We start from the raw sequence: 14,782 nt of genomic DNA, 5'->3' as shown, positions 1-14,782 counted from the left end.
GGGCTATGTCGGTTTCTGTCGCTCAGGGCCGGGCCGCGCAGACGGCGAAACCGAGCGGCGGCAGCGACACCGAAACCGATCCAGGAGCGGTGGCCTTCACCGGACATGCGGAACCCGTAAGCGTCTGGAATTGCGCCGATTTTGGCTCTACCGCAAGGTTGCCTTGGACCGCCTCGGTGGAAGTGTTGAAGGCCAGTACCACCTCGTTTCCGGTAGCCGGATCGAAGCGGGACACCGCGAACAGCCCCGGCTTGTCGGATGCGGCGCGAACTTTGGTCATCCCGCCCGTCAGCGCCGGGGTCTGGCGGCGCAAGGTCGCCAGCTGCGCGATCAGCTTGTAGAGCGGGTGCGTGGGATCGAAATGCTCGGCATCGGGCGCGCGGGTCGTGCCCAGCAGCGGTTCGTCCGTCAGGCGCAAGTCCTTGGAAGCAAACATATCCTGCCGCGACCACTGGTCGCCGCCATGGCCGACGAAGCCTTGTTCGTCGCCGTAGTAGATCGTCGGCACACCGCGCAGCGTCAGCAGCAAGGCGTGTGCCAGCATCGAGCGCTTCAGCAGCTCGTCATTGCTCGCAAGCGGTTGACCCAGCTTGAGAAACATCGGCAGGCGCCCGGCATCGTGATTGCCGAGGAACGTCGGCAGCTGCAGCGCCCCCGCCTTTCCGCCCGCATAGAGGGCATCGTCGTCGAACAGCCGCGCCAGCGTCTCGGTGCCACCATCCTTGGCGCCGCCGGCAGCATCGTCGACCGCCCGCATGAACGCGAAGTCGAGCACGCCCGGCAGGCCCGCATTGCGCGTCCACGAGGCGAGCAGGGCAGGGTCGTAATCGCCCGTCGCGACTTCGCCGAAGATGTGGAAGTTGTTGATTCCCTTTGCCTTCGCACGCTCCAGCATGGCGGGCACGAACTTCTGCCACAGCTCCGCGTTGACGTGGCGGGCGGTGTCGATGCGGAAGCCGTCGATGCCGAAACGGTCGATCCAGCTGCCGTAGATCTCGATCATCCCATCGACCACGCGCGGGTTCTCGGTGGCGAGGTCGTCGAGGCCGACGAAGTCGCCGTACTGCGCGCTCTCGCCCTTCCAGTCGGTGTTGCCGCGGTTGTGGTAGTAGATCGGATCGTTGAGCCAGGCGGGGACTTTCACGTCCTTCTCCGCCTTGGGCACGACGGGAGTGTAGGCGAACGAAGGATCGGTCAGTTTCGCCCAGTTCTCAGGCGTTTGCACCGTTTCTCCAAGAAAACCGGGGTTGATCGCCGGACCCTTCACGCCGCCCCGGGTCGAGAACGGATAGTCCGCCTTGGAGCGATAGGGATACCCCTCCGCGACCCCTTCCTTGTACTGGATCACGTCCGCCGTGTGGTTGACGATGATGTCCATGTAGACCTTCATGCCGCGGGCATGTGCGGCCTCGACGAGCGCCTTGAAGTCGTCGTTGGTGCCGAAGTGCGGATCGACTTGCGTGAAGTCGGTAATCCAGTAGCCGTGGTATCCCGCGCTTTCGTTGCCCTTGGGGCCTTGCACCGGCTTGTTCTTGAAGATCGGCCCGACCCACAGCGCGCTGGCGCCGAGGCCCTGGATGTAATCCAGCCGCGCGGTCAGGCCCTTGAGGTCGCCGCCGTGGTAGAACGCCTTGTCGGTGGGGTCGAAGCCGGTCTGCAGCTTACCGCCGCTGAGGCCGCCGGTATCGTTTGAGGTGTCACCGTTCTCGAAACGGTCGGGCAGGACGAAGTAGATGACTTCCTGCTCGGGCGTGCGGGCGCGCATATCCTCGACCGTCCCGGCGAACGCACCGCCACTGGAGAGGGCCAGCGCGAGGGCCGAGAGAGAAGGTATCAGGCGGTTCATCACAGGCGATCTCCGGATGGCCGTCGGGGAAAGGTAGGCGGAACCGTCGAAGGGAGGGATAACTTCGACGGTTCCGCCGGTGTGGCGCCGTTCAGGAGGAGGAGGGTTCCATCGCGGCGCCGGGGGGAGTTAGAACTTATACGTGAAACCGGCCAGGAAACGGCGGCCGTACGTCTGGTAGTCGATAATTTCGCGGCTATCGCCGGGGTTGGTCGTGATGAACGGCGCATTGGTGAGGTTCTGGCCCTGCACGTAGAGCGAGAGACCCTCGAGCGCGCTGCCCGCCTGGAAGTCGTAGCCGATCTGTGCGTCGACGATCGTTTCCGCAGCCGCACGGCGACGCACGCGGTTGGCGGCGAAGCCCGAGACTTCACCCAGGAACGTCGAACGGTAGCGCACCGAACCACGCGCGTTGAAGCCCCACTTCTCGAAGTAGGCGGTGCCGTTGGCGACCCACTTCGAATAGCCCGGCAGATCGCCCGAGGGCGAGTCCGGCGTCGCCTGGATCTTGCTCTTGGTATAGGCGACCGAGCCGGTCACGCCGAAGCCTTCGAGTGCCGGAATGATGGTCTCGAACGGCAGGGTGGTGGCGATTTCGACGCCGTAGAGCTTGCCGCCCTTGCCGTTGACCGGGATCGTGTACTGCGCGGTCGGCGACAGCACCACGCCTGCGCCCGGGTCCTGCAGCGCGAGGCTGTCGGTGGGCACGGTGGACTGCTGGTTGTAGATGTAGCTCTTCAGGTCCTTCCAGAAGAACTGCGCCGCGATCACGCCCTTGCCGCCGAAGTACTGCTCGAACGTCAGGTCGAGCGCATTGGCGCGCCAGGGACGCAGGTATGGGTTGCCGGACTCGCCGGTGACCTGGGCCACGTTGCCGGTGATCGTGTAGTCGAACTTCTCCGAGGCGCGCATGTCGTCGAGGCGCGGGCGGATGATCTCGCGCGCGGCGGCGAAGCGGATCACGGTGTCGCTCGGGAAGCGCAGCGAGAGGTTGAGGCTGGGCAGCACGTCGAGATAGTCGGTGCTGACCTTGCGGACGCGGGCGCCGATGTTGGGCGAGCCGTTCGGGTTCACCGGCGGCTGCAGCAGGATGGCACCGGCGCCGACCGAGTTCTGGTCGGTCCACTGCGCCTGCACGCCGAAGTTGCCGGTCAGGTGCGCCGAGCCGATGTCTGCATCGAGGTTACCCTGGATATAGCCGGTCATCAGGCGCTCGCGGATGGCGTAGCTCTTGACGATGACGTCGCCGTAGGGGTTCGCGACAAGGTTATAGATGCCGTCTCGCACCAGCGCTGCCGGATCGTAGCTGACGACCGGACCGAGGCCGAGGTAGCTGAGCTGCGTCTCGCCCTTGAGGCGGTATTCCTCGGGGATGGTGACGCTGGTGAGGCCATCGGTATTGGCCTTCAGGCCGAGGAAATACTCTTCCGGAACCAGCGTCTTGGAGCGGTTGGTGTAGTTCCAGCCGACCTGGAACGAGTGCAGCAGGCCGCTCTCGAACTCGTGCTCGACCTCGACCCGGTACTGCCACAACTCATCCTTGATGTGGCGATTGTTGTAGTAGCCGTCCTGCCCGTTGAGGATCTTGGTGCCGTCCACGGCGGTCTGATCGCCGCCCCAGCCCTGCGGGCCGGTCAGCAGGATCAGGTTGTAGTCGCCGTAGTTGAGGCTGGGCGAGAACACTGCGCCCTTGTCGGTCATGGTGAAGCCGATGCTGTCGAGCGCGCCGATCGTGTTGCGGCCGGTCCCGGCCAGCGTCTCGATGGTCAGTTCGCTGCGGTCGGTCTTGGAATAGCTGACGTCGAAGAACGCCTTCCAGCCGTCGTCGCCTTCCCACTTGGTGTTCCAGCCGAACGAATAGAGCTTCGCGTGGCGCTGGAACAGGTCGTTGCGCACCACGCTCTTGACGCCGTTGAAGGTGCCCGAGGTGACCATGCCGTCCGTCACCGTCGCATTGGCGAGCGAGGCAGTGTCGGGGTCGTAGTACAGCGGCAGCTCGATGCCGCGCTTGACCTGGTTGTCCTTGAAGTTCGAGTAGAACCCGTCGAGCGTCATCGTCAGGTTCGGCGTCGGCTTCCACTGCAACGTGCCGTTGAGGCCGAGGCGCTTGAGCGTGGTCGAGGTCACGTAGGACTTGGAGCCGCCGATGACCTTGTCGCCTTCGGGCGTGTCGGCATAGCCCCAGGAGTTGAATTCCTGAACCTGATAAGGCTCGTTCAGATAGCTGGCGCCCAGCGCGATGCCGATGGTGTCATCGGCGAACTGGTCCACGTACGTGGCGTTGAGGCGGTAGCCCTTGTCCTTGGAGCCCGCGTTCAGCTTGCCGAGATCGGCATAAGTGCCGCGTGCGCCGACCGAGATGACGCGCTTGCCGGAGTCGAGCGGACGGATCGTGCGCATGTCGACGGTGCCCGACAGGCCCTGGCCGACGAGGCTGGCCATCGGCGTCTTGTAGACGTTGACGGCGCTGACGACTTCGGACGGATACTGGTCGTACTCGACCGCGCGGTTGTCGCCGGTCGAGGTCTGCTCGCGGCCGTTCAGCAGCGTGGTCGAGAAGTCCGGCGCGGAGCCGCGGATGGCGATCGAGTTCGAGCGGCCGTTGACGCGCTGCGAGGTCAGGCCCGGCAGGCGGGCGATCGATTCCGCGATCGAGGCGTCGGGCAGCTTGCCGATGTCCTCGGCCGAGACGCTCTCGACGATCTGCTCGGCGTTGCGGTTCTGGTTGATCGCGTTGAGCAGCGATGCGCGGTAGCCAGTGACGACGATGGTGTCGGCGCTGGCGTTGTCCTCCGCCGGGGCGGCGTCCTGCGCCCACGCTGCGGCAGGAAGGGCAGCCGCGATCATGGCAGCGGCGATGGCCATGCGGGACGAAGTGCCCGCGGCCGAAAACTCGTTACGAAGCGACATGAAGTGTCCTCCCCTGTTCTGGCCGGGACAGCACACCTGGCGCCCGGCATCTCCTCCTGATGAGCCCGTGCATTTCTGCCGCGACTCCATTCGACCCCCTCTGCTTAAGGCGGTCCTACGTTGCGCATAATATGGCATACGTATACGTAGATGCCGGAGGGAAACGCGGCGTGTCTTCCATGCAACGATCAGGATACCGCGTAATTACGTGATTATATGAAGTTAGCTACCTGGTGCTGTGGCATTGTTGCGGCGCAGCATCGGGTGGAGGAGACCATGGGACGCAAGCCGACCAACCGCCCGACCAGCTTCGACATCGCCTATCGCGCCGGTGTCTCGCAGCCCACCGTCAGCCGCGCGCTGCGGGGGAGCAAGTCGGTCAGCGCCGCTACGCGCGAGCGGATCGAGGCGATCGCGCGCGAGTTGAACTACTCGGTGGACAAGAACGCCTCGTCGCTGCGGTCTCAGCGTTCGAACACGATCGCGCTGCTGTTCTTCGAGGAACAGTCGCCCGACGACTCCAAGATCAACCCGTTCTTCCTCGCCATGCTCGGCGCGATCACGCGCGAGTGCGCCAACCGGGGGCTGGACCTGCTCATCTCGTTCCAGAAGCTGGAGGATGACTGGCACGTGCGCTATCAGGACAGCCACCGCGCCGACGGCCTGATCCTGCTCGGCTACGGGGATTATACGCTTTACGAGAGCCGTCTGCGCCAACTGGTCGGGCAGGGCACGCACTTCGTGCGCTGGGGCAGCGTGGACGAGGTCAATATCGGGGCGACGGTCGGTTCCGACAATCTTGGTGCGGGGCGGCTGGCTGGGGAGCATCTGCTCGGCCTTGGCCGTCGGCGCATCGTCTTTCTCGGGCAGGCGGATGAGCATTATCCCGAGTTTGCCGATCGTTACCGGGGGCTGTGTGAGGCGCTCGGCGAGGCGGGAGTGACGGTGGACCCGCGCCTGCAACGCGACGTGGTGAACCTCGAGGACATGGGCCATGCGGCGATGCGCGAGGTGATCGACGAAGGGGTGATTTTCGACGCCGTCTTCGCGGCCAGTGACCTCATCGCCATCGGCGCCATGCGCGCGCTGGGCGAGGCGGGCCTGTCGATCCCCGGCGACGTGGCGGTGATGGGCTTCGACGACCTTCCCGCCGCCAGCATGACCAACCCGCCGCTGACCACGATGATGCAGGACCTCAGGCGCGCCGGAGAAATTCTGGTCGAGACGCTGGCCGACCAGATCGCGGACCGCGCGGCGCCCTCGCGCACGCTGCCGGCGCGTCTGGTGGTGCGGCGAAGCACGGCGGGGTAGCGTAGTTAGGCAGGTGCCTTGTCGAGGGGGCTTCGACAAGCTCAGCCTGAGCGGGAAGGAACGGGTGCCGGTTTCATCCGGATCAGCTTGGGCATGACCGGTTAGGCATTCGTATGCATGTTGTCGCATCCGGCGCATCGTGCAAGGCGGGCGGACTGCGCGGCGTCAAGTCCGCGAGCTTAGGGAAGGGACGCGATGACGGACATGGCTTCGGAGAAACCCCGGCAGGGCTGGGCGGGGCTGTGGAACATCAGCTTCGGGTTCTTCGGCATCCAGATCGGCTTCGCACTGCAGAACGCCAACATGAGCCGCGTCTTCCAGTCGCTGGGTTCGGGGATCGACGACCTTCCCGCGCTCTGGGTCGCGGCGCCGCTGACGGGCCTGCTGGTCCAGCCCATCGTCGGCCACATGTCCGACCGGACGTGGCTGGGCCGCCTCGGTCGCCGCCGTCCCTACTTCCTCGCGGGCGCCGTCCTGGCGACGATCGCGCTGCTGGCGATGCCGGAGAGCGCCGGGTCATCTTCGGGACTGCTGATGGCGGCGCTGCTGCTGTGGATGCTCGACGCCAGCCTCAACGTCTCGATGGAGCCCTTCCGCGCTTTCGTCGGCGATATGCTGCGCAAGGACCAGCACACGGCGGGCTATGCCGTGCAGACCGCCTTTATCGGCGCGGGCGCGGTGGTGGGGTCGCTGTTTCCTTATGCGCTGGAGCACTTGGGTGTCTCCAACGCGGCGGCCCTCGGCGAGATTCCCGATACGGTACGCTACAGCTTCTGGGCAGGGGGACTGGCGCTGCTGGCCGCCGTGCTCTGGACGGTGCTGACGACGCGCGAATACTCGCCCGAGGAGCAAGCGGCGTTTGGGGATGCGCAGGAGGCGGAGGGCGCCAGTGCTGCTGCACTCGCCGGGCGCCCGATCTGGAACGGGTTGCCGTGGATCGTCGCCGGTGCTGTCGTTGCGGCGCTCGTCAAGGCATGGGCTCTGGAGAAGGAAGTCTATCTCCTCGCCGCGCTCCTCGCAGGCTACGGCATCGCCGTCATGGCCGCTATCGGCCTTGCGCGCTCGGGCCGCAGCGCCTCGATGCTGGCGGGGATCGTCGGCGACTTCGCGGGAATGCCGCCGCTCATGAAGAAGCTCGCCTTCGTGCAGTTCTTCAGCTGGTCGGCGCTGTTCATCATGTGGATCAACACCACGCCGGTAGTGGCGCAGTACCACTTCGGATCGGCCGACCCCGCGAGTGCTGCCTATCAGGAAGCGGGCAACTGGGTCGGCGTGTTGTTCTCGGTCTACAACGGCGTGGCGGCTATCGCCGCGCTGGCGCTGCTGCCGATGCTTTCGGCCCGGCTGGGCAAGGCACGGACGCATGCGCTGTGCCTTGTTGCGGGAGCGCTGGGCTTTGCCGGGTTCCTGCTGCTGCGCGATCCCAAGGGCCTGATCGCGTGCGAGATCGGCATCGGCATCGCCTGGGCCTCGATCCTCGCGATGCCTTACGCCATTCTTGCGAGCAGCCTGCCGCAGTCCAAGCTCGGCATCTACATGGGCCTGTTCAACGTCTTCGTGGTGCTGCCGCAACTGCTGGTCGCGACGGTGATGGGCTCGATCATGAAGGCCTTCTTCCCCGGCGAGCCGATCTGGACGATGGCCTTCGCCGCGGGCACTCTGCTGGTCGCGGCGCTCGCCTCGCTGCGAATTGGTGCGGAGACATAATTGCGCGGGCTCTCGTAATATTCCGTCTTCGCGCTGCATCGATATTGCTCTAGGAGCGTTGCCAAAGATCAGGCAGCCAGAGGAGAGGAACCCATGCGCGCCACCCCCGATTTCGATTTCGCCCTTGGCGAAAGCGCGCAGATGATCCGCGAAAGCGTGTCGCGCTTCGCCGACGAGCGGATCGCCCCCATCGCCGCGAAAGTGGACGCCGAAGACTGGTTCCCCCGCGACCTCTGGCCCGAGATGGGCGCGCTCGGCCTCCATGGCCTGACGGTCGAGGAGGAGTGGGGCGGCATCGGCCTCGGCTATCTCGAACACGTCATCGCGGTGGAGGAGGTCAGCCGCGCATCGGCCTCGGTCGGGCTGTCCTACGGCGCGCATTCGAACTTGTGCGTCAACCAGATCCGCCGTTGGGGCACCGAGGAACAGAAGGCGAAGTATCTGCCGAAGCTGATCTCGGGCGAGCACGTCGGCAGCCTCGCCATGTCCGAGGTGGGCGCCGGGTCCGACGTCGTCGGCATGAACCTGCGCGCCGATGCGGTTACTGGAGGCTTCCGCCTCAACGGCACCAAGTTCTGGATCACCAACGGCACTTATGCCGATACCCTGGTCGTCTACGCCAAGACGGGCGAGGGCTCCAAAGGCATCACCGCCTTCCTGATCGAGAAGGGCATGCCGGGTTTCTCGATCGGCCAGAAGATCGACAAGATGGGCATGCGCGGTTCGCCCACGTGCGAGCTGGTGTTCGACGACTGTATGGTGCCTGAAGAGAACGTCATGGGGCCGCTGCACGGCGGCGTCGGCGTGCTGATGAGCGGGCTCGACTATGAGCGGGTGGTGCTGGCGGGCCTTCAACTTGGCATCATGCAGGCATGCCTCGACACCGTCATTCCCTACCTTCGCGAGCGCAGGCAGTTCGGCAAGCCGATCGGCGCGTTCCAGCTGATGCAGGCCAAGGTCGCGGACATGTACGTCGCGCTGCAGTCCGCGCGCGCCTACGTCTATGCCGTGGCGCGCGCCTGCGATGCCGGGCAGACCACGCGCTTCGACGCAGCGGGCGCGATCCTGCTGGCGAGCGAGAACGCCTTCCGCGTCTCGGGCGAGGCGGTGCAGGCACTGGGCGGCGCGGGCTATACCAAGGACTGGCCGGTCGAACGCTACCTGCGCGATGCCAAGTTGCTCGACATCGGCGCAGGCACGAACGAAATCCGCCGGATGCTCATCGGCCGCGAACTGATCGGCGCAGGCTGATTTATTCGGTTAGACTGCGGCGCACGTAGTCCTCGAAGCTCGCAGGTTCGCGGCCGAGCAGCCAGCGCAGCGCGCCGGGGTTGCCCCGGCCGCCACTGCGGGCCTGCCAGGCGTTGAGGCGCGTGACCGCATCGGCGACGTAAGCAAAGGCAGGGCCTGCCGCTTCCAGTCCGGCGACGAGCTGTGCGACGGGGAGTTCCCCAGCAGTCACCGATCGTCCGCTCACCGTGGTGACGAGGGCTGCGATCTCCGCCGTGCTCAGCGCCTCGTCGCTTGCCAGATCGTAAGTCGCGAGGGCATGGCCGTCCTCGCTCGCGACCTTGGCGACCACATCCGCCAGATCGGCCATGTCGAGATAGCCCTGCCGCGTCGTGAGCGCAAAGGGCAGGTCCAGCGCACCGGCTTCCAGCACGGCGGCGACATCGATGTTCTGCATGTAGGTCTGCGGGCGCAGCACCGTCCATTGGAGGCCGGATTCCGCGAGGTATGCCTCGACCGCCAGCTTGGCGGCATGACCGGGCACGCTGGTGACTTGCGCATGCAGCGCCGAGACGTAGATGAAGCGCGAGACGCCCGCCGCCACCGCCGCGTCGATCATCCCGGTGCCCATCGCCGCTTCGCGCGGGTGGAAGGCGGGGGCGTAGTGGATGACGACGTCGATGCCCTCGACCGCCCGCGCACGGTCGGCAGGGTTTTCGAGATCGCCGGTCAGGCAGGTGATGGAATGGGCGCGGCGCGTGCCGGTGTCGAGATTGCCGGGCACCGTCTCGATCGCGCGCGACACGGCGATGCTGCCTTCGAGCGGATCGACCACCAGTTCCACCGCGCGCTTCTTCTTGCCGCTGCCGGTATCGAGGTTGCCCGGGACAGTCTCGATACCGCGCGCCTTGGCGCTCCCGGTGTCGAGGTTGCCGGGAACGGTTTCGATGGCGCGTGCCCTGGCGCTTCCCGTATCGAGATTTCCCGGGACCGTCTCGATGGCGCGCTTCCTGCTGGTGCCGGTATCGAGGTTGCCGGGAACAGTCTCGATGGCGCGTGCCTTGGCGCTGCCGGTGTCGAGATTGCCGGGGACCGTTTCGATCGCGCGCGCAGGCTCCTGTGGATAGCGGCACAGGCCCCGGATATCGGCGTCGGGATCGCGGCCGCGCAGTGCGTCGATCACATGACTGCCTGTCCGGCCCGTCGGTCCCACCACCAGAATGCGCATTGATTCCCTCCGTTTTTCCGCGCGACGCCCATACGCGGACGCCCGGCGCGAGAGAACTGACAAGTCCCGTTACCAGACTTGCGGTGCGCTCAGGCCGCGTCAATCCCCGGACCGGCAACCGGCACGATCGTCTGCGCGAGCCGCTCCACTTCCGCGCGGTCGTGGCTGACGTAGAGGATCGGCAGGCGCAGTTCGTCGCGAATGCGCTCGATCAGGCGCAGGATATCCTCGCGCCGCGCCACGTCGACCGATGCGAGTGGCTCGTCCATGAGCAGGAATTCGGGCGCGGACAGCAGCGCGCGCCCGATCGCGACACGCTGGGCCTCGCCGCCGGACAGCGTCGCGGGCATGCGGTCGAGCAATCCGGCGATGCCGAGCAGGTCGAGCGTATGATCCCAGTCGAGCGTCGAGCCCTCCCGGCGGCCGAACTCGAGGTTGCGGCGGACCGAGCGGTGGGGGAACAGGCGCAGGTCCTGGAAAACGTATCCGCAGCGCCGCTTCTCGGGCTTGAGGTCGATGCGCGCGGCGCTGTCGAACAGCGTGGCTCCGGCGACCGCGATGCGCCCCTCTACCGGGCGCAGCAGGCCCGCGACGGCGTCGAGCAGGCTGGTCTTGCCCGCGCCGGAAGGACCGAACAGCGCGGTAAGGCCCGGTCCGGCGACGAAGGCATAGTCCATCCGCTGCGCGCCGCGCTTCAAAGTGAGGGCGATGTCAAACGACATGGCGGCCTCGTTCCTGCCCGCTGCGCCTGGCGAGCCATTCCGACAGCACCAATGCCGCTACCGACAACGCGACCGAAAGCCCCGCCAGACGCGCCACCTGCAGGTCGGAGCCGGGCACTTGCAGCGCGCTGTATATCGCCAGCGGCAGGGTCTGCGTCTCGCCGGGAATGTTGGAGGCGAACGTGATCGTCGCCCCGAATTCGCCGACCGAGCGCGCGAAGCCGAGAACCAGCGCGGCCAGCACGCCATTGGCGCTGAGCGGCAGGGTGACGGTCATGAAGGTGCGCCACGGCCCCGCGCCAAGCGTGCGCGCGGCGCTTTCCAGTCGGCGGTCGACCGCTTCCAGAGAAAGGCGCATCGCGCGCACCATCAGCGGCAGGGCCATCACGGCGGCGGCCAGCGCCGCGCCGGTCCAGCGGAACAGGAAGGTCAGGCCGAGCGTGCGCTCTAGGAAGCCGCCGAGCAGGGCGTTCGGGCTGAAGGCCAGCAGCAGCAGCCAGCCGGTCACGACAGGAGGCAGCACCAGCGGCAGGTGGACCATCGCATCGACCAGCACCTTGCCCGGAAAGCGCCAGCGCGCCAGCACCCAGGCGAGCGCGAAGGACACCGGCAGCGCCGCCGCTATGGCGACACCGCCGACCTTGAGCGAGAGAACCAGTATCTCCCATTCGGCCGATGAAAGCGGGGTCAATGGGCCTTACTTCGTCCCGAAGCCGAAGCGGCGGAACAGCGCCTTGCCCTCGGCCGAGATCAGGTAGCGGCGGAATCCCTCGCCTTCCGGGTTGCGGGAGGAGGACAGGGTGGCGACCGGGTAGCTGATCGGGTCGTGGCTGGCGGGCGGAAAGGTGCCGACCACGCGCACGCCGGGATCGGCGCGGGCGTCCGTCGCGTAGACGATGCCGAGCGGCGCGGTGCCCCGGCTCACCAGAGCGAGCGCGCCGCGCACGCTGTCGCCGGGCGCAAGGCGGTCCTGAACCGAGGGCCACACGCCCAGCCGGGTCAGCGCCTGCTTGCCGTAGATGCCCGCCGGAACACCCGCAGGGTCGGCGATCGCCAGCCGCCCGTTGCCGAGCGCCTTGGCCAGCGGCATGCCGCGCCCGATCCGCAGGCGGATAGTGCTGGCGCGCGGGGCGATCAGCACGAGGTCGTTGCGCAGGAATGAGACGCGCGTGCCCTTGCGCACCAGTCCTTTGCCCTGCACGTCGTCCATCCACGGCTCGTCGGCCGAGACGAACAGATCCGCCGGAGCGCCCGAGGCGATCTGGCGGGCAAGCGCGGAGGACGCGGCGAACGAGATGCGCGGGCGCGGATGCCCCTTGCGCGCCCAGGCGTCGGCGGCGGCGTTCATCGATTCCTGCAGGCTTGCCGCAGCGAGCACCAGCGGCGGCTGCCCGCCCGGAGCCGCGCTCACGGGAGCGGCGGCTCCGTACAGGACGGCCAGGGCCGCCAGCAGCAGGGCCACGAACTTGCGCATCATAAATCTCCGGGAAGGCATATTGTATCCGACAGTATATCGCGCGTGGTCGATTGCAAGCCGGGCGCCCCTTACGAGCGGCGTGCCGTTCAATCCTTCTGCGAGGCGCGCGGTTCAGGCAGCAGGCGGGCGGCGAGCGCGTCGTAGTCGGTGCCGCGCGCAGCGTGCGCGATACCGTCCTGCAGGGCGCGGTAGTGCGTGAGCACCGCCTCGCCGAGTTCGGTCAGCCGTGCGCCGCTGGTCGCCGCGCGTCCGGGGGCGGTCTGGACCAGCGGGGCATCCCAGCAGCGGTTCATGGCATCGACCAGCAGCCAGGCCCGGCGGTAGCTCATCGCCATCGCGCGCCCGGCGGCGGAGATCGATCCGTGTTCGCGGATTGCATCGAGAAGGTCGGCCTTGCCCGGTCCCATCGCGATCTCGTCGCCGGAATGGATCTGGATCTTGATCTTCAGGCGCGGGTGAGCGGTCATGGCCCCGTTCCTAGGCCGCGCTTGCGTCGGCAGCAAGATGGCGGAGAGCTTAACCGCCGATGATCCGTCGCGCCGCCCGAATCACCTCGGCGCGGCGGCGGAACAGCCGGACGGAAAACCGGCGCAGGGACGACGGCCGCGTCGTCGTTCTCCGTGCGGTCCGCGAGATTCGCCGCAGCCGCGTTCTGTTGCTGCTGCCCTGCGGCGAAACCGGTATCCCGGACTTGCGCAACGATTGCAGTTGGACCGCATTTCCGGGGCTTGCGATCGTTTTGCACCGCAATAATGCCCTCCACCTTCTTAGTGCGGATATTTCACCAATCGGTACGAAAATTACCTTCGTTATAAGTATAATATCGCTGCCGCATTGGGGATTAAAATGATGTGAGGCATTCGGGATATTCTGGAACAAAGCGACGGATTCTGGTAGAACTTGTCCCAGCAAAGAAATCGGAGTGACGTCAACAGGCGCACCCTTTCGGGATTGATCCGGGCGGCCATGGCGCGGGAACCACGCGTGACAACCGCCTCGACCATTTGAGGATGCGTTATGAAGGTCGCTGACGACAATATTCTCCGTTTCGAACGTATCCCTGATAGCGGACGCGATTTCTCCACGCGCCTGTCGGCGGGCATGGTCTACGCCGCAGAGCGCATGGACCGTGGCGAGGAGCATGACGGGCGCGGCCTGACGATCGCGATCCTGCTTTGCATGGCCTGCTGGGCCGCGCTTGGGTACTTCCTTCTGGCCTGACCGTTCGTGCCGCGTCCGATGGCGCGGCTCCGGACTGCTTTACCTACCGCCGCAGGCTCACGTCCGCGTCCGAGGTCATCTGCGCAGCACGCGCCTTGTGCATGTCGGCAAGCGGTGATCGTCGCCCCGGCGTTCCTGAAAAGCCTGTCCCGATCGTGTGAGAAGAGATACTGAACACGGCTATTGTTCGGCAATGGCTGGAGGCTCGGTGGGTCGCTTGAACGATCGTATCCTGCTCCTTGAAGGGGTGCACAATTTCCGCGATGCGGGCGGCTATGCGGTTGCTGCGGGCGGGAAGATGAAGTGCGCGGTGGTGTGGCGATCCGGCCAGCATCACGGTGCAACCGATACAGACCTCGAGCATATCGCCGCGCTTGGGCTCACGAGCGTCTTCGACTTGCGGACGTCCAGGGAACGGAGTGTGCATCCCTGCCGCCGCCCCCAGACATTTGCCGCGAGAGTGTTCTTCGCGAAAGATCCGGACTTGCGCCACGCCCCGCATCTGGCCGCGGCGCAGACGACCCGGCAGCGTACCGCGCAGTCCACGCGCGAGAGCCTGACGCGCAATTACGGGGGCATCTGCTTCCGGCCGGAACTGCAGGCGATGATACGGGACTGGTTCGACGAACTGGCGCGGGGGCGGGGACCCAGCCTGGTCAATTGCATGGCGGGCAAGGATCGCACCGGGATTGCGGTCGCGATGCTGCACGCTGCGCTGGGTATCCACCGCGATGACATCATGGCGGACTATCTGCTCACCAACAGTGCCGGAAACGTCAAGGCACGCATCGCCTCGGGTGCGGAGGCGATCCGGGCGATCACCGGCCAACTCGACGATGCCGTGCTGCAGGTGCTGATGGGCGTCGAGCCCGACTATCTGGAAGCCGCGTGGCAAGCGGTCGAGGAACGATACGGCACGTTCGATGCCTATCTGGAACAGGCGCTGGGCGTGGATGCCGTAAAGCGGGAACGAATGCTTGCGGCTCTTGTTGAGACTTGACATTGGTAACCAAATGGGTTATATGCCCCAGCATCCGGAGCGGCGAATGATCACGTCGCTCCGGTGTGTCGGGTCGGCGTCGTGGGCCGGGATGCGGTTTCAGCCGCGATCGCGCAAACCACGCGTCCAT

13 protein-coding genes are annotated in these 14,782 nt (G+C 66.2%); 6 read left to right on the top strand and 7 right to left on the bottom strand.

Annotated features, from left to right (window positions below; translation table 11 throughout):
- Window positions 1-22 precede the first annotated feature (22 nt).
- Entirely contained in the window at window positions 23-1,846 is a 1,824-nt protein-coding gene (locus tag LH128_RS23420) for an alpha-amylase family glycosyl hydrolase (RefSeq protein WP_008832168.1), read from the bottom strand.
- A 129-nt stretch (window positions 1,847-1,975) separates the two neighbouring features.
- Window positions 1,976-4,756: a TonB-dependent receptor gene (locus LH128_RS23415; RefSeq protein WP_008832167.1), complete on the bottom strand. Its 2,781-nt coding sequence runs from the start codon at window positions 4,754-4,756 to the stop codon at window positions 1,976-1,978.
- Between the two features lie 276 nt (window positions 4,757-5,032).
- Between LH128_RS23415 and LH128_RS23410 the strand changes: the two genes are divergently transcribed.
- From LH128_RS23410 to LH128_RS23400, 3 genes are all read left to right on the top strand, one after another.
- On the top strand, window positions 5,033-6,067 hold the full coding sequence (locus LH128_RS23410) for a LacI family DNA-binding transcriptional regulator (RefSeq protein ID WP_008832166.1): 1,035 nt from the start codon (window positions 5,033-5,035) through the stop codon (window positions 6,065-6,067).
- Between the two features lie 195 nt (window positions 6,068-6,262).
- On the top strand, window positions 6,263-7,774 hold the full coding sequence (locus LH128_RS23405) for an MFS transporter (RefSeq protein WP_008832165.1): 1,512 nt from the start codon (window positions 6,263-6,265) through the stop codon (window positions 7,772-7,774).
- A gap of 93 nt (window positions 7,775-7,867) precedes the next feature.
- Window positions 7,868-9,025, top strand: coding sequence for an isovaleryl-CoA dehydrogenase (locus LH128_RS23400; RefSeq protein ID WP_008832164.1), 1,158 nt, complete (start codon window positions 7,868-7,870; stop codon window positions 9,023-9,025).
- Window position 9,026: 1 nt separating this feature from the next.
- Here the strand turns inward: LH128_RS23400 and LH128_RS23395 are convergent, their stop codons facing one another.
- The 5 genes from LH128_RS23395 to LH128_RS23375 form a co-directional block, all read right to left on the bottom strand.
- Window positions 9,027-10,232: an NmrA family NAD(P)-binding protein gene (locus LH128_RS23395; RefSeq protein WP_008832163.1), complete on the bottom strand. Its 1,206-nt coding sequence runs from the start codon at window positions 10,230-10,232 to the stop codon at window positions 9,027-9,029.
- A gap of 89 nt (window positions 10,233-10,321) precedes the next feature.
- The gene (locus LH128_RS23390; protein WP_008832162.1) at window positions 10,322-10,954 is read right to left on the bottom strand and encodes an ATP-binding cassette domain-containing protein; all 633 of its coding nucleotides are present in this window, start codon (window positions 10,952-10,954) and stop codon (window positions 10,322-10,324) included.
- Complete coding sequence (gene modB, locus LH128_RS23385) at window positions 10,944-11,645, bottom strand: molybdate ABC transporter permease subunit (protein WP_008832161.1); 702 nt, start codon at window positions 11,643-11,645, stop codon at window positions 10,944-10,946. The genes LH128_RS23390 and modB overlap by 11 nt, the downstream gene beginning before the upstream one ends.
- Window positions 11,646-11,651: 6 nt before the next feature.
- Window positions 11,652-12,431: a molybdate ABC transporter substrate-binding protein gene (gene modA, locus LH128_RS23380; RefSeq protein WP_008832160.1), complete on the bottom strand. Its 780-nt coding sequence runs from the start codon at window positions 12,429-12,431 to the stop codon at window positions 11,652-11,654.
- An 86-nt stretch (window positions 12,432-12,517) separates the two neighbouring features.
- Window positions 12,518-12,898 carry a winged helix-turn-helix domain-containing protein gene (locus tag LH128_RS23375; protein WP_008832159.1) on the bottom strand — a complete coding sequence of 127 codons (381 nt, stop codon included), beginning with the start codon at window positions 12,896-12,898 and terminating at the stop codon, window positions 12,518-12,520.
- Window positions 12,899-12,957: 59 nt separating this feature from the next.
- On the opposite strand from LH128_RS23375, the gene LH128_RS33740 reads away from it, so the two are divergent.
- From LH128_RS33740 to LH128_RS23365, 3 genes are all read left to right on the top strand, one after another.
- Entirely contained in the window at window positions 12,958-13,281 is a 324-nt protein-coding gene (locus tag LH128_RS33740; protein WP_172705155.1) for a hypothetical protein, read from the top strand.
- Window positions 13,282-13,448: 167 nt separating this feature from the next.
- The gene (locus tag LH128_RS23370; RefSeq protein WP_008832158.1) at window positions 13,449-13,652 is read left to right on the top strand and encodes a hypothetical protein; all 204 of its coding nucleotides are present in this window, start codon (window positions 13,449-13,451) and stop codon (window positions 13,650-13,652) included.
- A gap of 217 nt (window positions 13,653-13,869) precedes the next feature.
- Window positions 13,870-14,652, top strand: a complete 783-nt coding sequence (locus LH128_RS23365; RefSeq protein ID WP_008832157.1) for a tyrosine-protein phosphatase — start codon at window positions 13,870-13,872, stop codon at window positions 14,650-14,652.
- The last annotated feature ends 130 nt before the right edge of the window (window positions 14,653-14,782 follow it).

This window comes from Sphingomonas sp. LH128 (assembly GCF_000293195.2).
In the GTDB taxonomy this organism is placed as follows: Bacteria; Pseudomonadota; Alphaproteobacteria; order Sphingomonadales; family Sphingomonadaceae; genus Novosphingobium; species Novosphingobium resinovorum_A.
Note: the sequence above shows the minus strand (reverse complement) of the source record. Positions and strands in the feature narration are given on the sequence as shown.